Genomic DNA, 19425 nt, shown 5'->3' on the forward strand with positions numbered 1-19425 from the left:
AGGCGCAGGCTTTGTGCTGTGGCAGTCCGATTGGGCTGCCACAGTGCGTGCCCGCACCGTTTGACTAGTGGAGAACATTCGTGGCGTCAATTCTTGAAAAGGTTCTTCGTGTTGGTGAGGGTCGCGTTCTGCGCCGCCTGGAAAACTACGCGAAAGCCATCAACGCGCTGGAAGAAGACTTCCACGAGCTCACCGACGAGGAGCTGAAAAACGAGACCGTCACCCTGCGGGAACGGTACTCCAACGGGGAATCGCTCGATGATCTGCTGCCCGAGGCCTTCGCCGCAGTGCGCGAAGCGAGCACTCGCACCCTGGGGCTGCGGCACTTCGACGTGCAGCTGATGGGTGGAGCCGCCCTTCATCTCGGCAACATTGCCGAGATGAAGACCGGAGAGGGCAAGACCCTCGTCGCCACCACCGCTGCCTACCTCAACGCCATCAGTAGCCGCGGTGTGCATGTCATCACGGTCAACGACTACCTCGCAAGCTACCAGAGCGAACTTATGGGCCGCGTGTTCCGTGCCCTCGGTATGACGACCGGATGCATCGTCTCGGGTCAGACTCCGGCGCAGCGGCGCGAAATGTATGCCGCCGACATCACCTATGGCACCAACAACGAGTTCGGTTTCGACTACCTGCGCGACAACATGGCGTGGCAGGCCAGCGATATGGTGCAGCGCGGGCACTACTTCGCCATCGTCGACGAAGTCGACTCGATCCTCATCGACGAGGCTCGTACCCCGCTGATTATCTCGGGGCCGGCGTCGGGCGAAGCCAACCGCTGGTTCAACGAGTTCGCCAGCCTGGCCAAGCGTCTCATCGCCGACGAAGACTTCGAGGTCGACGAGAAGAAGCGCACCATCGGCGTGCTCGAGCCCGGCATCGAAAAGGTCGAGGATTATCTCGGCATCGACAACCTCTACGAATCGGCCAACACGCCGCTGATCTCTTTTTTAAACAACGCCATCAAGGCGAATTCTTTGTTCAAGAAGGACAAGGACTACGTCGTCATGAACGGGGAGGTGCTCATCGTCGATGAGCACACTGGCCGTATCCTCATGGGACGCCGCTACAACGAGGGCATCCACCAGGCGATCGAGGCCAAGGAGGGTGTCGCCGTCAAAGCCGAGAACCAGACCCTGGCCACCGTCACCCTGCAGAACTACTTCCGCCTGTACTCGAAGATCTCCGGCATGACCGGTACGGCCGAGACCGAAGCCGCTGAGTTCATGAGTACCTACAAGCTCGGCGTCGTGGCCATCCCCACCAACAAGCCGATGCAGCGCATCGACCAGTCCGACCTGATCTACAAGAACGAAGAATCCAAGTTTCGTCAGGTCGTTGAAGACATCGCCCTGCGCCACGAAGCCGGCCAGCCGGTTCTGGTCGGCACGACCAGCGTCGAGAAGAGCGAGTACCTGTCCCGCCTGCTCGCCAAGATGGGTGTGCGACACGAAGTCCTCAACGCCAAGAACCACGCCCGTGAAGCCGCGATCGTCGCGCAGGCCGGTCGACTCGGCTCGGTGACCGTCGCCACCAACATGGCCGGCCGCGGCACCGACGTGATGCTCGGCGGGAACGCCGAGTTCCTCGCTGTCGCCGAGATGAACGCGAAGGGCCTCAGCCCGGTAGAAACCCCTGACGAGTACGAACTCGCCTGGGACGACGTATTCACCGCTGTCAAGGCCGGCGTCAGTGAAGAGGCCGAGAAAGTCATCGCTGCCGGCGGCCTGTACGTGCTCGGTACCGAACGGCACGAATCACGCCGCATCGACAACCAGCTGCGCGGCCGCAGCGGACGCCAGGGAGACCCGGGCGAGAGCCGGTTCTACCTCTCGCTCACCGACGACCTCATGCGCCTGTTCAACGCCGGCGCAGCCGAAGCCCTGATGGGCCGCTCGGGAGTGCCAGACGACATGGCGATCGAATCCAAGGTGGTCAGCCGCGCCATCCGCAGCGCACAGTCACAGGTCGAGGGTCGTAACGCCGAGATTCGTAAGAACGTGCTCAAGTACGACGATGTTCTCAACCGCCAACGTGAAGCCATTTACGGCGACCGTCGACACATCCTCGAAGGTGACGACCTGCATGAACGCACCCAGACTTTCCTCACCAACGTCATAGACGAGGTGCTCGACGTGCATGCCGGCGACGGCAACGGCGACGACTGGGACTTCGACGCGATGTGGACCGAACTGCGGACCCTCTACCCGGTGGGATTGACCATCGACGAGGTCGTTTCTGAGGCCGGCGACAAGGGCAGAATCAATCGCGATTTCATGCGCCGCGAGATTCTCTCCGACGCGAAGCTCGCCTACTCACGTCGTGAAGATTCCCTGGGTGCCCCCGCGATGCGCGAGCTGGAACGTCGTGTGGTGCTTTCGGTGATCGACCGCCGCTGGCGCGACCACCTCTATGAGATGGACTACCTGAAAGATGGCATCGGGCTGCGTGCGATGGCGCAGCGCGACCCGCTGGTCGAATACCAGCGCGAAGGTTTCACCATGTTTCAGCAGATGATGGGCCAGATTCGCGAGGAGACCGTTGGATTCCTGTTCAACCTCGACGTTGAGGTGACTGCCGGCGCTGGTGCCGTCAACGGGCCGGCCATTGCGGGGAAGGGGCTCAGCCCAGCTGACTCATCGGACGAGAAGCTCAGTTACACTGCGCCGAGCGATTCCGGCGGAGTCGAGGTGCGCAATCAGCGCGGCCAGATTCAGCAGGCTGCCACTGATCGGGCCAGGCGCACGGCGACGGTCGCGGCGAGCGATGACGAGCCGGAAGAAGCAGCCAGCCCGCCCCAGCGCGGAGCGTTTGGGCAGAAAAACGAGGGTGCCGCACCGGTGAACCGGGCCGAGCGCCGCGCCCAGGGCAAGAAGACGATCTAGCCCCGACGCACGGGCAAGTACGCCGACAACGCACGCCCATTCGTGGGCGGGCGTTGTCGAACGGGTCGTGAGCGGGGCATCCGTCTGCTGGCGGCGTTACCGGTGCATCAGAGTACAACGAGAACAGTGGCACGCCAGCGCTGATCCAAGCCCTCCAACTGTATCGAGACGACGTGCGCTCGGCGTTTGTCGTACACCAGGATCACTGCATTGAAACCGCCGGTGTCGGTAGGCCAGGTCTTGACATGGTCGATCCACAGCCTTGGCCGTTCAGCGACGACTCCCGTGATGGCTCTGGCGCGAGCGGCGATCGACACGCGCACGCGCAGATGAGCGTAGACGTCGTCGGTAACCCATCGCGCAAGCTGCTCGAGGTCTCTGGCTCCGGCGATAACTTCGACAGCCCGCAGCGCGAGGGCGCGCAGTACCTGCTCCGTTTCGGGCCGATGTGCCTGTCCGAACGGCTTCGGGCTGACTCCGCGCGCATCGATGCGAGCCTCCAAAGGGTGAACCTGCGCGCTGGAAGCACCGGAACCAGATGACGTCATCGTTCCTCCTGATGTCGAACAAGCAACTGTTGTAGCGCCGCACTCAATCAGCTTGATCACCGCGTTGTCTAGCGCTTAAAGAGCCTGTGCACAACGTGAGCGAGATCGTCTCGCGTCGGCTACTTTCGACGTGTGCGCTGGGATGATTTGTTTGATGACCTCGAAGGGCAACTCGAACGCGAGTTGCACTCCGAAGCTACCGACCTGCGCCTGAAGGAAGAACGCCAGCGGTTGGACAACCTCTCCCTGCGCACCCGATTGAGTAACGTGGTGCGGTCGGTCGGCCTGGGTGGCACGCTGCAGCTGCGCATCGTACTGGTCTCCGGTGAGACGATCGTGCTTCGCCCGACGACGCTCGGCCGAGACTGGCTCGCGGCTGACTTACCGTGCGCTAGAAACGGTCGGGTTCAGTGCGTGATTCCGCTCTCGGCCATCGCCGGTGTCGTGCTCAATGACGAGCAGAATCTGGCCTCGCTCGCGGTCGAGTCAGAATCTACCGGAAAGCTGATCGAACGTGTCGGTTTCCCCTTTGTACTTCGGGACCTGTGCCGGCGACGGCGCAGCGTAGAGCTCGCGACCCGCGGTGGTGTCCTGGCCGGCACCATCGACCGGGTCGCGCGTGACCACCTCGATCTAGCGGTGCATCCGCTCGGAACGCTGCGCCGCGCGCCGGAAGTGCTGCACTACCGTCTCGTGCCGTTCTGGCAAATTCACGTCATCCGGCTTGGGTAGCTGTGGATAACTTTTCCACGATTTTCCGCAGTCGGGCACGATAAGGCCCAAGGCATCATCAGAAGCGCAACAGACAAGCGAGGTAACGGATGAAAACAACCGGTCCCACACGCACGCGCCGCCGGTTCTGGGTTGATCCCCGATTTGTCATCGGTCTGGTGCTGGTCGCTGCGTCGATTGCGGGCGTCGGCGCGATCGTCGCCGGCAGTGATCGCACCACGGCGGTCTACACCGCACGGCACACACTGACCGTCGGCGATCAGCTCAGATCGGCCGACCTCGTGGAGAGCCGGGTGCAGCTCGGTGGCGCGGCCGACCTGTATCTTGTGCCGGCGGCCGACCTGAAACACGGTCTGCTCGTCACCCAGACCATCCTGGCCGGCGAACTCGTGGCCCGGTCCGCGGTCGGGCAAGCGTCGGGGAGCGACGTGACCAGTGTCGTCGTCGATATCCCCGGAAGGCTGGCCGCGTCCATCGTGGCAGGCTCCGTCGTCGATATCTGGTCGGCGCGGGCGACCGGGCCCAGCGAATACGCTCCGCCGACGATTCTCGTGGGGCAGGCCGTTATCGTTCGTATCGTCGAACCGACCGGCATCATCGCGGCCGGCAACGGGCAATCCGTCGAGATGCTCGTGCCGAAGGCCAGTGTGGGCGTGGTGCTGGAAGCGATCATGAACGGGGATGCCGTCGCGATCGTGCCCGTGAACACCCCGGTGGTGCCCTGATGGCCAGGCTTGCGCTCGTGCTGGATCGAGCGACCGAGCAGCGGATGCTGGCCGAGATCGTGGATTGCGGGCACAGTGTCGTCACGCGCGTTGATACCGCCCGGGAGTTTCTCGAGACCCTATCGCATGGCCAGCCGCACGTCGTCGTCGTCAGTGGTCGCCGCGAGTCCCTGACCGGGCAGCTGATCGCCGCGTGCGACGAGCGCGGCATCCGGGTCGTCGCCCTGACCGCAACCGAACAGGAGCGGCGGCACGCGGGCACGCTCGGCCTGTACGAAACGGTCGCGATACCCTGCGACTGGTCGGAGATCGAAGATCTGCTTGTGTCGGGCGTTGTCGTGCCGTTGCGGGTGGGGGAACGGCATTTCACCGGCGGCGCGCTCAACACCGGCTCGGTGATCGCGGTCTGGGGTCCATGCGGCGCCCCGGGGCGCACAACGCTGGCCATTAACATCGCGGCAGAAATCGCGGCAGCTGGTCACACCGTCGTGTTGGCCGACGTTGATACCTACAGCGCCTCGATCGCCCCGAGCCTGGGCATGCTCGACGAAGCACCCGGTTTCGCTGCCGCCTGCCGACTGGCCGGCAGTGACAGTCTCAACCAATCGGAGCTTGAACGTATCGCGCAACGCTACAACTCGCCCAAGGGTGCTTTCTGGGTGCTCACCGGCCTCGGCAGGCCGTCGCGCTGGCCGGAACTGTCGACCGAACGGGTCACCCGCACCATTGACGCGTTACGCCACTGGGTGGACTACGTGGTGGTCGATACCGGGTTCAGTCTGGAGAGCGATGAAGAACTGACCAGTGACGTGTTGGCGCCAAGGCGGAATGCCGCCACCGTCACTGCCCTGCGCGTGGCCGATCACGTCGTCGCCTGTGGGCTGGCGGACCCGGTGGGGATGGCCCGGTTTCTTCGTGCCTGGAGCGATCTCACCGAGGTGATCGGCACCAGTACGGTCAGCGTCGTGATGAATCAGGTGCGGGCGAGTGCTGTCGGGCTGAATCCGCGGGCGCAGGTCACGGCAATGCTGTTGCGTTTCGGCGGCATCGAATCATCGATTCTGGTGCCGCACGACCAAGGTGCCCTGGACGCGGCGGTATTGACGGGCCGCACACTGCGGGACGCGAGCCCGAAGTCTGCGGCGCGCGTGAGCATCCGTCGTTTTGTTCTGGAGGACCTGATCGTTCTGCCTGCCACGGAATCGCAGCGCAAGCCGCGGCGTGTCACGTGGCGCGGACGAAAGGCAGCCCCGGTCATGTGAGGTTACGGCGAGGTGAACCCACAGATACACCTAGGCTATGGAGAGTGTCGACGCTCAGTGATCTCGTACTTGCCCAGGGCCGCAGCAGCGCGGAAGACGTGGACTGGCTGCATATGCTGGTCGCGGACGGCCAGCTGCTGGCCGACCTCGCATTCGCGGATATCGTCGTGTGGGTTCCGACGACCTCCGACAGTTTCGTTGCGGTAGCGCACGCGCGCCCATCAAGCGCGGCCACCCTGTTCTATCGGGACTTCGTGGGCCAGCACATCAAAGCGGAGTGGCGCAACCAGGTCACTGAAGCGTTCGAGGCTGCGAAGATCGTCGACCGCGATGCCCCTGCCTGGTTCGAGGAGACTCCCACCCGCGTGCGGGCCATCCCGGTATTGCGGCGACTGAGCACGAGCGGATCCGAGGTGACCAATGTCCCGGTGGCGGTGCTCACCCGTCACACCAACCTGAGTGAGGCGCGCACGCCGAGTCGTCAGGAGTTGACCTTCAACGACTGCGCGAACGACCTCTTCGCCATGATCGCCTCCGGCGACTTTCCCGATCTCGGGGCCCCAACCGGACCGCGCCGCGGCGCGCCGCGCGCTTCGGACGGCCTGCTACGCCTTGACGTCGACGGCCTGACCACCTTTGCCAGCCCGAATGCGCTTTCCGCATTCAACCGTATGGGTTTCGCCGAAGAGCTCGAGGGGGAGTCCCTCGCCGAGGTCACCACGAGCCTGCTCACCGGCACTGCCGTCGTCGACGAGTCCCTGCCCCTGATCGTCACCGGGCGGGCGCCGTGGCGCACCGATATCGAGGCGCGTGGGGTGACGGTGTCGCTACGCGCGATTCCCATTCGCAACCGCGGAGAACGCGTTGGTGCGATCATCTTGTCCCGTGACGTCAGCGAGTTGCGCCACCAGGAACGTGAGTTGATCACCAAGGATGCGACCATCCGGGAGATTCACCATCGGGTCAAGAACAATCTGCAAACCGTGGCCTCCCTGCTGCGCATCCAGGCGAGGCGCACCCAGTCCGACCGGGCGCGCGAGGCACTGACCCAGGCGATGCGGCGGGTTGCCGCCATCGCTGTTGTGCACGACACCCTGTCGGAGGGGCTCAGCCAGATCGTCGACTTCGACGCTGTCTTCGAACGGGTGTTGCTGTTGACGGTAGAGGTGGCATCCGCTCACAACACGACAGTGCACCCGAAATCCTTCGGCAGCTTCGGTACCTTGCCGAGCGCTTATGCGACGCCGCTCGCGCTCGTGCTGACGGAGCTGGTCACCAACGCGGTCGAGCACGGCCTCGCCGGGCGTGAGGGTGAAGTGTCGATCGAGGCGCAGCGCAGCGACGAGACACTCACCGTCATGGTCCGCGACACCGGTGTCGGCCTGCCGGAAGGCAAGGTGGGCTCTGGCCTCGGCACGCAGATTGTACGCACACTCATACAGGGTGAACTCGGCGGCACGATCGACTGGCACACCATGATGGGTAGCGGCACCGAGGTGACGATCGAGATCCCCCTGCGTTTCATGAAGGAAGGCTAGCCCCCGCTTCCTTTTGGACGGGGCCTGGGCCCGAGGCGCGGGCCCAGTTTATAGACTTGGCCCGCGGCCATAAGGTGGGCCGTCGAGCGGGTGCGGTTTCGCGCGGTCGCGAGGTCCGCTGGCGGGTACAAAAAAACGAGCCAACGGCCGCCGGGGATACCGGATGGCCGCGGGCTCGCGTTCTGTGGTTGTGCTGGCTCGCTAGGAAGCTCGGCGGGCGCGTGCTGCGCGACGCTTGAGCGCGCGGCGTTCGTCTTCGCTCAGACCGCCCCAGACTCCCGAGTCCTGGCCGGTTTCAAGTGCGTACTGGAGGCACACCTCGGTGACGTTGCACCGTGCGCACACCGACTTTGCCTTCTCGATCTGGTCCACCGCGGGTCCAGTGTTGCCGACCGGGAAGAAAAGTTCCGGGTCGGCGGTGAGGCAGGCAGCTTTATCGCGCCAGTCCATAGGGATGCTCCTTTTGTTACATGGGTGCACGGCCGATTGGCCAGAGTTGCAGGGGGTGATGGCCGGTTGCAGGAATGTGGGATCTGCGCGATAACCGCGTTGAAATCGCCCACGTCCCTGTGAGCGTCAACCAAGCCTTCAATATCGTCCCATAATAGAGGTATCAAATCAATAGTTTCGTATGGTTTTTCGCTGTGAACAGCGGCTCTGGTGCAGGGCGCCCAGCCTGGATCGACCTCCGGGCTCTTCGTCGTGCCCCCCTGTTGGGGGTGCTGATCGCGTTCCTCGCCCTGGAAGCGCTCGCCCTGTGGTTCTTCAGCGCCTGGTGGGTGCTCGAACTGGTCATTGCCACCCCGACCTCGGTGGGAGCCGCGCTCGCCCTGTTGGCCCTCATCGTGGTCGCTGCCGTGTGGGTCAGTGCGATTACCGTCGGTGCTCTCCGTCGGCGTCCGTGGATTCGCGGCGGTGCCCTCACGTGGCAGCTCGTGCAGGTCATGATCGCGATCGGTTGTTTTCAGGGGATCTACGCTCGGCCTGACGTCGGCTGGGCGCTGCTGCTGCCGTCCATCATCGTGCTCGTTTTGGTGTTCACTCCGCGTGTCGTTGCTGCGACCAGCCACGAACCCGAACCCGAAGCCGACTAAGCGGCGCTGTGCGGGCCGTGAAGACCCGATCAAGTGCGAACCTAGGCGTCGATACCGAGCTTCTTACGCAGGCTCGCGACGTGGCCGGTGGCCTTGACGTTGTAGAGGGCGTGGGTGATGATTCCGGCCTCATCGAGCACGAGCGTCGACCGCAGCACACCGGTCACGATCTTGCCGTACAGATTCTTCTCGCCGTAGGCGCCGTAGGCACGGTGCACAGCGAGGTCGGTGTCGCTGAGCAAGGGAAAGTTCACGGCGTCGTGCTCTTGAAACTTCTTCAGTTTGGCCGGAGCATCTTTCGACAGTCCGAGTACCTGGTAGCCGGCCGATTTGAGCGAGCCGAGGTTGTCGCGAAAGTCGCAGGCCTGGGTCGTGCAGCCGGGGCTCATCGCGGCCGGGTAAAAATACACGACGACCCTGCTGCCCGAAAAGTCGGCCAGCGAAACGGATGCCCCATCCTGATCAGTCAGGGTGAACTGGGGGGCTGTATCGCCGACTGCAAGGCGCGCTAGATCCGTCATCCGTCCATCGTAACTGCGTCAGGGGACACGGGCTCCGCGCGCGGGCGCAAAGGTGGCGAGAAGGCGCTGCAGGGAGTCCAGGCGCACCCGGCCGGTCTCGCCGAGTTCATCAGCCTCGACGGCCTCGATGATGACGCAGTCCGGCGAGTCGGGTAAGTGCGTGCAGCCGCGCGGGCAGCGCTCTGCGATCGTCGCGAGATCGGTGAAGGCCTTCAGAATGTTGTCGGTGTTGATGTGCCCGAGGCCGAAGGATCGCACACCGGGAGTGTCGATGACCCAGCCGCGGCCGGCATCCGTTTGAAGGCGCAGCGACACGGTCGACGACGAGGTGTGGCGGCCACGCCCGGTGACGGTGTTGACGACGCCGATGGCCCGGTTGGTGCCCGGCACGAGCGCGTTCACCAGCGTGGACTTGCCCACTCCGGAGTGCCCGACGAAGACGGTGTCGTGACCGACCAGTGCCGCCGTGATCGCTTCGATCGGCATGCCGCCCTCGCCGCTTTGGAACACGGGCAGGTCGAGGCCGGCGAAATTGGCCAGGAATACGGCGGGGTCGGCGAGGTCGGTCTTGGTGATGCACAGGATGGGCTTCACACCGGCGTCGTAGGCCGCGACCAGGTACCGATCCACCAAGCGGATGCGTGGCTCCGGGTTGGCCGCAGCGACCACGATCAGCATCTGGTCGGCATTGGCCACGATCACACGCTCGACGGCGTCCGTGTCGTCGGCGCTTCGCCGCAGCAGTGTGTCGCGCGGCACGATGCGCACGATACGGGCCAGGCTGCCCTCCGCCCCGGTCGTGTCGCCGACGATGTCGACCCGGTCACCGTTGACGACGGCCTTCTTGCGCAGTTCACTGGCCCTGGCGGTTGTGATGCGCCGCTCGGTCGGCAGGTTTTCATCGAGCATGACCGTATAACGGCCGCGGTCGACCGAGAGGATGCGGCCGGTCAGGGCGTCCTCATGGCTCGGCCGGGTTTTGGAGCGGGGTTTACTGCCCTTGCGGCCGGGACGCACGTGCACGTTCGACTCGTCGAACTCAGGCTCGTCGTCGTCGGCAGAGGCCCACCAGGTGTCGCCAGGATCACCGGCGAGGTCGGCGTATTGGGTGTCGTCCGTGGACGGTGCGTCGGCGACGACATGAGCGCTGAGCCGATCGCGATCCTCGCCATCGCCCGGCAAAGTCGCATCGCCCGCCACCGCCATCTACAGCGCCGCTTCGGTGATCATCGCATGCCAGAGCTGCGGAAACTGGGGGAGGGTTTTCGCGGTCGTGCCGATGTTCTCCACGTCAACGCCGGGTACGGCGAGGCCGATCAGTGCTCCGGCCGTGGCCATCCGGTGGTCGTCGTAACTGAGCCACTGGCCGCCGTGCAGGGGGGCCGGCTCGATCTGCAGGCCGTCGGGCAGCTCCGTGACCTGGCCTCCGAGTCGGTTGATCTCGGTGGCCAGCGCAGCGAGACGGTCGGTCTCGTGGTTGCGAATGTGCCCGATTCCAGTGATCGTGCTCGGCGTTTCGGCGAGGGCAGCGAGGGCGACGAGGGTGCAGGCGAGCTCGCCGCCGGTCGAAAGGTCCAGGTTGACACCGAGAATGCGCTCGCCGCCGGTTACGGTGAGGCGGTCGCCCACGTGGGTGACGGTCGCGCCGAACAGCGGCAGGAGCTGCTCGAGGTCGGCGCCTACCTGAGTGGTCGTCTGTGGCCAGCCGGTGATGCTGACGCTGCCCCCGGCCACGAGCGCGGCGCAGAGGAACGGCGCGGCGTTGGAAAGATCGGGTTCGATATCGACCGCACGACCCGCGAGGAGACCGGGTTCGATGATCCATTCGCCGACGTTCGGCGTGGCCACGATGACTCCGCGAGCGCGCAGCACCTCGATGGTCATCTCGATGTGCGGCAGGCTGGGCAGTCGTTCGCCGGAGTGTGTGAGGTGTAGTCCGTGCTCGAAACGTGCGCCGGCCAGCAGCAGGCCGGAGACGAACTGGCTGGACGTGCCCGCGTCGATGGTCGTGGCGCCGCCAGTCACCGCTCCGCGGCCGTGAACGGTGAAGGGCAAGGCGCGCTTGCCATCGTCGTTGATATCGCCGCCGAGGTCGCGCAGCGCACCGATGATCGGACCCATGGGGCGGCGGCGAGCACCGACATCGCCGTCGAACGTCGTCGGGCCGAGGGCGAGGGCAGCCAGCGGCGGCAGAAAACGCATAACGGTTCCGGCCAGGCCGCAGTCGATCGTGGTGGAACCGAGCAGTTCCTCGGGCGGGGTCACCAACAGGTCGGAGCCGAACGCACCCGCGCCGGTCACCGCCTCGATCGTGGTGCCCAGCTGGCGCAGCGCGGCGACCATGAGATCGCTGTCGCGGGAATGCAGCGGCGACCGGAGCAGGGACGGTTCGCTGGCCAAAGCGGATGCGACGAGCTCCCGGTTGGTCAACGACTTCGAGCCCGGCAGGGCCAGCACAGCTTGCAGGGGCACGTCCGTGTTCGGCGCCGGCCACCAGGCATTTTCCTCGGTCGGTGAATTATCGCCGTACGGATCGAACTCCGGCTTGGAATATCTCGAGATCAGCATCGGTTATCAGGATAGTCGGTGATAACAATCTGAGGGAGATGCATGACGGTGTCAATGCTGCTGGAGCGAGCCCTGGCCGTGGGTAACGGCTTAGAATCAGGGGTAATGACTTCAGACACGCCCGCGAACTCGGGAGACCTTTCGAGCAGCGACACAGAATTCACGACACTTTCCCCGACCAAGGCGGAACTGCGCGAGCAGACCCGCGGCTTGTTCGAGGAACAGGCGTTGCCTTTTCTCGACCAGCTGTACGCGGCGGCCATGCGAATGACACGCAACCCGTCGGATGCGCAGGATCTCGTGCAGGAAACCTTCGTGAAGGCTTTCGCCGCCTTCGCACAGTACGAGCAGGGCACCAACCTCAAAGCGTGGCTGTACCGCATTCTCACCAACACCTTCATCAATGCCTACCGCAAGAAGCAGCGCGAGCCGTACCAGGGCACGATTGATGAGTTGGAAGACTGGCAGCTCGGCGGCGCCGAATCAACCACCGCCATGTCGGGGCGTTCGGCCGAGGCCGAGGCCATCGACCACCTGCCGGACAGCGCCGTCAAAGACGCCCTGCAGTCAATTCCCGAAGACTTCAGACTCGCCGTGTACTTCGCCGACGTCGAAGGGTTCTCCTACCAGGAGATCGCCGAAATCATGAAGACCCCCATCGGCACCGTAATGAGTCGCCTGCACCGTGGCCGGCGACTCCTGCGCGAGCTGTTGGCCGGCTACGCGGCCGAACGCGGGCTGGGCATGGAGCAGGACCAGAAAACATCCAGGAGCACAGAAAAATGACCGATTGTGGTTGCGAGAAGGCCAAGGCCGAACTCGAGGAATACCTGCACAACGAACTTCGCAAGAATGATGCGGCCGACATTCGGGAGCATCTCGCCAGTTGCCCCGACTGCAGCAGCGAGCATCTTGTTGGCCGCACCCTGACCGAGGTCATGCAGCGCGCGTGTAAGGAGACCGCGCCCGAAGACCTGCGCGACCAGGTTTTGCTCAAGCTGCGCTCCCTGCAAGCCTCACACTAGTCGGAGGTTGCGAGGACGCTTCGACCTGCCCGAGCAGGAACGCGGCGCCCGTCGCATCCGTTACCTGAGCGAAGGTTCCGAAGTCGGAATCCCACGGTTCTCTCAGCACTCTGCCACCGATTTCACTCACCTTCTTCGCGGATGCCCACACATCGGCGACGCCCAGGTACACCTGCCAATATGCCGGCACCCCGGCTGGCAGCATGGCAGCGGCGTCGTACACCCCTCCGGTCATGGATTCGTCGTGGCCGAAGGTGCTGTAGCGAAAATCGGCGGTGTCGCTCAACGGAAGCGGCGTCCAGCCGAACACCTCCTCGTAGAAGGCGATCGTTGCGTTGAAATCCCGGGTGATCAGCTCGTGCCAAACCGGCGTCCCGATCTCGTTGTCGACGTGAAACCCTCGATGGCCGTCGGCTTGCCACACACCGACGGCCGCTCCCGCCGGGTCGGTCAGTACAGCCAGCCGCCCCTGGTCCCCGACAGTCTGCGGGAGCACGAGCACGCTAGCGCCCGCGGACCTCGCGGCGCGCACGGTTTCGTCGACGCTATCGATCGCGAGATAGGTGGTCCAGAAGTCACGGTTTCCGCGCTCCTGGGCAGTGAGACCAGCGATGGCGGCGTCGCCGTGGAAGAACATCGTATAGCGGCCGCTTCCCGACCCGGTGTCGACGGCTCGCCAGCCGAGCAGTTCGGTGTAGAACTTGATCGACCGGGCCGGGTCGCTTGTCATCAGGTCGATCCAGCACGGCTCCCCGAGCTGGTTCACAGTGCGAACGGGCATGGTCTCTCCTCGGGTTGCCCTGAGCCTAGAACCGTCGGCGCACTCTGGCAACACGCCGGTATCGGCACCACGGCGGGAACGAACCGATGCCCCGTGCCCGCTCGCACAACCCCGCCGGCCCACGCATCCAGTCGCCGCGGACACGCCAATGGGGGTGACTCTCGCCACCCCCATTGTTAGAGCCTCGCTGTGACCCTTACAGGGTCAAAGCGTCGCGCTGCAGTTTGGCCTGCTCGATTGCGTGGCGCTTGGCCGATCCCGCCGCTGGGGACGCCGACGCCGGACGGGAGAACAAGAGCATGGCGCGCGGGCCGAGCTTGCTGGTCTCCAGGTAGAAGAACGGCCAGGCACCCTGGTTCTCTGGCTCGTCCTGCACCCAAGCCAGCTCGGCGTTGGGGTACTGGGCGGCTACGTCCTTCAGCTCCACGGCGGGCAGCGGGTAGTACTGCTCAACGCGCACGAGGGCGATCGCCGGGTTCGGGTTCTTCTCGAGCTCGTTCAGCAGGTCGTAGTAGATCTTCCCGGCCATGAACAAGACGCGCTTGACGGCGCTCTTGTCGGCAATACGGGCGTCATCGATGACCGCCTCGAACTTGCCACTGGTCAGCTCGGCCACGGCGCTCGTCGCGCCGCGCAGCCGCAGCATCGACTTGGGCGTGAACACGATCAACGGGCGACGCGGACGCATGTACGCCTGGCGACGCAGCAGGTGAAAGTATGACGCGGGCGTCGACGGGCGTGCCACGGTCATGTTCTCCTCGGCACACAGCTGCAGGAACCGTTCGATGCGAGCCGACGAGTGGTCAGGCCCCTGGCCCTCGTAGCCGTGCGGCAGCAGCAACACAACAGATGACCGCTGCCCCCACTTCTGCTCGGCCGAGGAGACGAACTGATCGATGATGGTCTGCGCCCCATTGGCGAAGTCACCGAATTGGGCTTCCCAGAGCACAAGAGCGTCGGCGCGTTCCACCGAGTAGCCGTACTCGAAGCCCATGGCGGCGTATTCGCTCAGCAGGGAGTCGTAGATCCAGAACCGCGCCTGGTTGTCCTTCAGGTTGGCCAGTGGCAGCCATTCCTGGCCGTTCACCCGGTCGTGCAGAACGGCGTGACGCTGCACGAACGTGCCGCGGCGGCTATCCTGTCCGGCGAAACGCACCGGGGTGCCCTCGACCAGCAGCGAACCCAGCGCGAGCAACTCGCCGAAGCTCCAGTCGATGTTGCCGTTGCGGCTCATGTCGAGACGCTTCTGCAACAGCTGCTGCAGCTTATTGTGCACCGTGAAACCGACCGGCTTGTTGTTGAACGCGTCACCGATGAGCTGGATGACACTTTCGGGAACGCCGGTCGTCTCTGGCTCGCCAGCGGCGTCCTCGCGTTCCTGTGCCTCAGCTTCGGCCTTCGCGGTGGCGGCCATCTCCGGGGTGATGATCGGAATCGACGCGGTCTGCGCGGCGTGCGTTTCCAGGAATGCACGTTCGAGGCGATCCTGGAAGTCGCGGTGGGCTGCTTCGTATTCCTCCACGGTGATATCGCCACGGCCGACGAGCGCCTCGGTATAGAGCTTGCGCACGCTGCGCTTGGCCTCGACCAGGTTGTACATCAGCGGCTGGGTCATCGAGGGGTCGTCGCCCTCGTTGTGTCCACGACGGCGGTAGCAGATGAGGTCGACGACGACATCCTTCTTGAACTCCTGGCGGTAGGCGAACGCGAGCTCGCCAGCACGCACCACCGCCTCGGGGTCGTCCCCGTTGACGTGGAAGATAGGCGCCTGAATGGTCTTGGCGACGTCGGTGGCGTAGACGCTGGTGCGGGCATCCTGCGGCAGGGTCGTGAAACCGAGCTGGTTGTTGACCACGATGTGCACGGTGCCGCCGGTGCGGTAGCCGCGCAGCTGGGACATCTGCAGGGTTTCGAGCACAACGCCCTGGCCGGCCATCGCGGCGTCACCGTGAATGAGGATGGGCAGGGTGGAGAAGGTGCCGATCGGCTTGCGGTCCTGCTTGGCCCGCACGATGCCCTCGAGCACGCCGTCGCCGGCCTCGAGGTGCGACGGGTTGGCGGCCAGCGAGACCGGAATCTCGGCGCCGTCCTCACCGCGGAACAAGCCCATGGTGCCGAGGTGATACTTCACGTCCCCGGAACCGTGCACGGTGCGCGGGTCTTGCGTTCCCTCGAACTCGCGGAAGATTTCGCCATAGGTCTTGCCGGCAATGTTGGTGAGCACGTTCAGGCGGCCGCGGTGAGCCATGCCGATCGCGACCTCGTCGAGGCCCTGCTCGGCAGCGCCCTGCAGAATAGTGTCGAGCAGCGGAATGGTGCACTCGCCGCCCTCGAGGCTGAAGCGTTTCTGGCCGACGTACTTGGTCTGCAGGAACGTTTCGAAAGCCTCGGCCTCGTTGAGCTTGGCCAGAATTCGCATCTGCTCGTGGTGCGTGGGCTTGACATACGACTTCTCTATTTTTTCCTGCACCCACTTGCGTTGGGCTGGGTCTTGAATGTGCATGTACTCGATGCCGGTGGTGCGGCAGTACGAGTCGCGCAGGACTCCCAAAATGTCGCGCAGCAGCATTTGGCGCTGCGAACCGAAACCGCCGGTCACGAAGGAACGGTCGAGGTCCCAGAAGGTAAGCCCGTGGGTGGCGATATCGAGGTCGGGGTGACTGCGCTGCGAGTACTCCAGCGGGTCGATGTCGGCCATCAGGTGGCCGCGCACGCGGAACGAGTTGATCAGTTCCTGCACGCGTGCGGTCTTGTCGACGGCGCTCGTGAGGTCGACGCTAATGTCCGGTGCCCAGTGGATCGGGTCGTATGGAATGCGCAGCGCTGAGAAGATTTCTTCGTAGAAGTTGTGCTGGCCGATCAGAAGCTCATGCACAATCTTGAGGAACTCGCCCGAACCGGCGCCCTGGATAACCCGGTGGTCGTAGGTGCTGGTGAGGGTGATGGTCTTGGAGATGGCCAGGCCGGTGAGGGTCTTGACGCTCGAACCCTGGAATTCGGCCGGGTAGTCGAGGGCGCCGGCGCCGATGATGCAGCCCTGGCCCTTCATGAGGCGGGGCACCGAGTGAACCGTGCCGATGCCGCCGGGGTTGGTCAGCGACAGGGTCGCTCCGGCGAAGTCATCGGCGGTGAGCTTGTTCTTACGTGCACGCGTGACCAGGTCTTCGTAGGCGGCGAGGTACTCGCCGAAGGTCATCGTGTCGGCACGCTTGATCGCCGGGACGAGCAGGGCGCGGGTGCCGTCGGGCTTGGGCATGTCGATGGCCAGTCCCATGCCGACGTGGGCGGGAGCGACGACCGAAGGCTTGCCGTCGACCTCGTCGTAGTAGACGTTCTGGCTGGGGAACATCTTGAGCGCGCGAATGAGCGCCCAACCGATCAGGTGGGTGAAGGAGACCTTGCCACCACGAGCCCGCTTCATGTGGTTGTTCATGACGATGCGGTTGTCGATGAGCAGCTTGGCCGGAATGGTGCGCACGCTGGTAGCCGTCGGCACGGTCAGGCTGGTGACCATGTTGGTCGCGAGTGACTTCGCCATGCCGCGCAGCGGCGAGACCTGATCTTGTTTGACCGGCTCGGAGGCATCGACGATGATGGCCTGCGGGCTCGTTACGGGGGCGTCAGCGGGAACGGGGGCCGGTTTGGGCGCACTCGAGGTGGTGCGTGCCGTCGGCTGGTTCTCGGTCACCGGAGCCGGAGCCGGGGCTCCGGGAGCGGTCTGCGCGACCGGCGCGGCGGCCACGACCGGAGCTGCTGCTGGCGCCGTTACGGCTGGCGCCGGAGTTGCCGGAGCTGCCGGAGCGGTGGCCTGCGGTGCCGCAGAGGCGGATGCCGGGGTGTTCGCGGTCTGGTGGTAGCTCTCGAGCACCGGCCACCACGATTCATCCACTAACTTCTTGTCGATCAAGTAGCGTTCGTACAATTCGTCAACGAGCCACTCATTTGCTCCGAATTCGCCCGACGTTGTCTCGTCGGAAGCTCCACCGGTTACCTGGCCTGACACCGTGGGATCGCCCACTCTCTGCTTTGAATTTGGATGCCCTCGGCGGGTTCAATCGCCGGGTCAATCTGCGCTTTCATTGAGCCTGTCGCTGACGATCTTGACCGCCAGGTCAGTCTGCCCGTCTAGCCTAATCCCATCCCGCGCCGCCATAAACACTCCTCTGAGCGGCTAGCGTTCTTGGTATGCAGTTCTATGGAACGACACCCAGTCACGATTTGACCTACTCCGACGTGTTCCTGGTGCCCGGCCAATCGACCGTCACCAGCCGTTTAGATGTCTCGCTGGCCCCGAGTGACGGCACTGGCGCCACGATACCCATCGTGTCGGCGAACATGAACTCGGTCACTGGGCCACGCCTGGCGGCCTCGCTCGCCCGACGTGGCGGGCTCGGGGTGCTGCCGCAGGACATGCACCTGCAAGATTTGGATGCGGCCATCCGTTGGGTGAAAGACCAGTCGGTTCGTTTCGACACGCCGTTCGTATTCGCCCCCGACGACACCGTCGAGCTCGCCCGTCGGCAAGTTCCGGCCGTTCCCGGACAGGGAATTGTGATCCATTCCGCTGATGGTGACTACCTCGGCTGCATCGTCGCCAGCCGGCTGGCGACAGCCCTGCCCGACGCTCGCCTGGGTGACCTGCTGCACGGTGAACTGACCGCGATCGACGCCGATGACGTGGACGGACCGCGCCGCGCTTTCGACCTGATGACCGAGGCCGACATCGACTTCGCTCCGGTACTGCACCATGGCGTCGTGATCGGAACCCTCAGTCGCAAGAGCGCCCTGCGCTCCACGCTCTACCAGCCCGCACTCGACGCACACGGACGGCTCAAGGTCGCAGCGGCGATCGGTATCAACGGTGACGTTGCGGCGAAGGCTCGCGCGCTTGCCGCCGCCGGCGTAGACATTCTGGTGATCGACACCGCGCACGGCCATCAGGATGGCATGTTGAGAGCGATCGGCATCGTCGCCGACCTGAACCTCGGGCTGCCGATCGTGGCCGGCAACGTCGTGACTCAGGACGCCGTGCGTGATCTGGTCGGCGCTGGCGCGACCATCGTGAAGGTCGGAGTGGGTCCCGGGGCGATGTGCACCACCCGCATGATGACCGCCGTCGGCCGGCCCCAGTTCTCGGCCGTGCTCGAAACGGCCACCGCCGCGCGTGAGCTCGGCGCTCACGTCTGGGCAGACGGCGGGGTGCGCTACCCGCGCGACGTGGCCCTGGCGCTGGCCGCTGGAGCGGCATCCGTCATGATCGGTTCCTGGTTCGCTGGAACCACCGAAGCGCCCGGCACGCTGAATGTGGATGCCAGCGGCGCGGTCTACAAGGAAAGCTGGGGAATGGCGTCGACCAAGGCCGTTCAGGCGCGGTTCGAGCGCCTCGACGCCTACGACCTCGCCCGCAAGACCCTGTTCGCCGAGGGAATCTCGAGCTCGAAAATCTACCTCGATCCGCTGCGCCCGTCGATCGAAGACCTGCTCGACATGATCACCTCGGGGGTGCGCTCCTCATTCACCTACGCCGGCGCCACCACTGTCGCGGACTTTCACGAGAAAGCGCTCGTGGGTATTCAATCGGCCGCCGGCTACGAGGAGGGTAAGGCGCTGCCGGTGTCCTGGTAGTGCTGGCGGTCTTTCGCGGGTGCAGTATCCGCTGGCTGCCGGGCGCGCGGGCAGGTGCTCCGGTATACTCATCTGAATAATGGATGACCCTCCCACCGCTGAACCCTCGTCCCACAAA

Annotated in this window: 16 protein-coding genes; 9 read left to right on the forward strand and 7 right to left on the reverse strand. The window is 64.6% G+C overall.

From position 1 onward, the window contains the following. The first annotated feature begins 80 nt into the window (after positions 1-80). On the forward strand, positions 81-2888 hold the full coding sequence (secA, locus tag CXY74_RS04375; RefSeq protein ID WP_104199305.1) for a preprotein translocase subunit SecA: 2808 nt from the start codon (positions 81-83) through the stop codon (positions 2886-2888). A 107-nt stretch (positions 2889-2995) separates the two neighbouring features. Here the strand turns inward: secA and CXY74_RS04380 are convergent, their stop codons facing one another. Next, complete coding sequence (locus CXY74_RS04380) at positions 2996-3436, reverse strand: Rv3235 family protein (protein ID WP_104199306.1); 441 nt, start codon at positions 3434-3436, stop codon at positions 2996-2998. A 132-nt stretch (positions 3437-3568) separates the two neighbouring features. On the opposite strand from CXY74_RS04380, the gene CXY74_RS04385 reads away from it, so the two are divergent. From CXY74_RS04385 to CXY74_RS04400, 4 genes are all read left to right on the forward strand, one after another. Further along, positions 3569-4168, forward strand: a complete 600-nt coding sequence (locus CXY74_RS04385) for a hypothetical protein (RefSeq protein ID WP_104199307.1) — start codon at positions 3569-3571, stop codon at positions 4166-4168. Between the two features lie 89 nt (positions 4169-4257). Next, positions 4258-4893 (forward strand): hypothetical protein, encoded by a 636-nt coding sequence (locus CXY74_RS04390; protein WP_104199308.1) that lies wholly within the window; start codon positions 4258-4260, stop codon positions 4891-4893. Continuing rightward, positions 4893-6155 carry a regulator gene (locus CXY74_RS04395; RefSeq protein WP_104199309.1) on the forward strand — a complete coding sequence of 421 codons (1263 nt, stop codon included), beginning with the start codon at positions 4893-4895 and terminating at the stop codon, positions 6153-6155. Before CXY74_RS04390 ends, CXY74_RS04395 begins: the two co-directional genes overlap by 1 nt. Positions 6156-6199: 44 nt before the next feature. Next, positions 6200-7693, forward strand: coding sequence for a sensor histidine kinase (locus CXY74_RS04400; RefSeq protein ID WP_104199310.1), 1494 nt, complete (start codon positions 6200-6202; stop codon positions 7691-7693). A gap of 201 nt (positions 7694-7894) precedes the next feature. On the opposite strand, the gene CXY74_RS04405 is transcribed toward CXY74_RS04400, so the two are convergent. Continuing rightward, on the reverse strand, positions 7895-8143 hold the full coding sequence (locus tag CXY74_RS04405; RefSeq protein WP_035837005.1) for a WhiB family transcriptional regulator: 249 nt from the start codon (positions 8141-8143) through the stop codon (positions 7895-7897). A 194-nt stretch (positions 8144-8337) separates the two neighbouring features. Here CXY74_RS04405 and CXY74_RS04410 point away from each other — a divergent pair, with 194 nt between their 5' ends. Beyond that, positions 8338-8787, forward strand: a complete 450-nt coding sequence (locus tag CXY74_RS04410) for a hypothetical protein (protein WP_233193215.1) — start codon at positions 8338-8340, stop codon at positions 8785-8787. Between the two features lie 41 nt (positions 8788-8828). Here CXY74_RS04410 and bcp read toward each other — a convergent pair whose 3' ends face one another. Genes bcp through aroA form a run of 3 tightly spaced genes read right to left on the reverse strand, consistent with a single transcriptional unit; the run spans position 8829 to position 11876 of the window. Beyond that, a complete protein-coding gene (gene bcp / locus CXY74_RS04415) occupies positions 8829-9308 on the reverse strand; it encodes a thioredoxin-dependent thiol peroxidase (RefSeq protein WP_104199311.1) in 480 nt (159 codons plus the stop codon). A gap of 18 nt (positions 9309-9326) precedes the next feature. Then, positions 9327-10514: a ribosome small subunit-dependent GTPase A gene (gene rsgA / locus CXY74_RS04420; protein WP_104199312.1), complete on the reverse strand. Its 1188-nt coding sequence runs from the start codon at positions 10512-10514 to the stop codon at positions 9327-9329. After that, positions 10515-11876 (reverse strand): 3-phosphoshikimate 1-carboxyvinyltransferase, encoded by a 1362-nt coding sequence (gene aroA, locus CXY74_RS04425; RefSeq protein ID WP_104199313.1) that lies wholly within the window; start codon positions 11874-11876, stop codon positions 10515-10517. A gap of 105 nt (positions 11877-11981) precedes the next feature. Between aroA and CXY74_RS04430 the strand changes: the two genes are divergently transcribed. Next, positions 11982-12662 carry a sigma-70 family RNA polymerase sigma factor gene (locus CXY74_RS04430; RefSeq protein ID WP_104199314.1) on the forward strand — a complete coding sequence of 227 codons (681 nt, stop codon included), beginning with the start codon at positions 11982-11984 and terminating at the stop codon, positions 12660-12662. Continuing rightward, the gene (locus tag CXY74_RS04435) at positions 12659-12901 is read left to right on the forward strand and encodes a zf-HC2 domain-containing protein (protein WP_104126140.1); all 243 of its coding nucleotides are present in this window, start codon (positions 12659-12661) and stop codon (positions 12899-12901) included. Before CXY74_RS04430 ends, CXY74_RS04435 begins: the two co-directional genes overlap by 4 nt. Here CXY74_RS04435 and CXY74_RS04440 read toward each other — a convergent pair. Both CXY74_RS04440 and CXY74_RS04445 read right to left on the reverse strand, forming a co-directional pair. Beyond that, positions 12870-13682: a VOC family protein gene (locus CXY74_RS04440; RefSeq protein ID WP_104199315.1), complete on the reverse strand. Its 813-nt coding sequence runs from the start codon at positions 13680-13682 to the stop codon at positions 12870-12872. The two genes, CXY74_RS04435 and CXY74_RS04440, sit on opposite strands and share 32 nt — an antisense overlap. Before the next feature lie 196 nt (positions 13683-13878). Beyond that, positions 13879-17685, reverse strand: coding sequence for a multifunctional oxoglutarate decarboxylase/oxoglutarate dehydrogenase thiamine pyrophosphate-binding subunit/dihydrolipoyllysine-residue succinyltransferase subunit (locus CXY74_RS04445; RefSeq protein ID WP_104199415.1), 3807 nt, complete (start codon positions 17683-17685; stop codon positions 13879-13881). A 182-nt stretch (positions 17686-17867) separates the two neighbouring features. On the opposite strand from CXY74_RS04445, the gene CXY74_RS04450 reads away from it, so the two are divergent. After that, the gene (locus tag CXY74_RS04450) at positions 17868-19307 is read left to right on the forward strand and encodes a GuaB1 family IMP dehydrogenase-related protein (RefSeq protein ID WP_104199316.1); all 1440 of its coding nucleotides are present in this window, start codon (positions 17868-17870) and stop codon (positions 19305-19307) included. Positions 19308-19425 lie beyond the last annotated feature (118 nt).

This window comes from Cryobacterium sp. Y29 (assembly GCF_002929825.1).
Lineage (GTDB): Bacteria > Actinomycetota > Actinomycetes > Actinomycetales > Microbacteriaceae > Cryobacterium.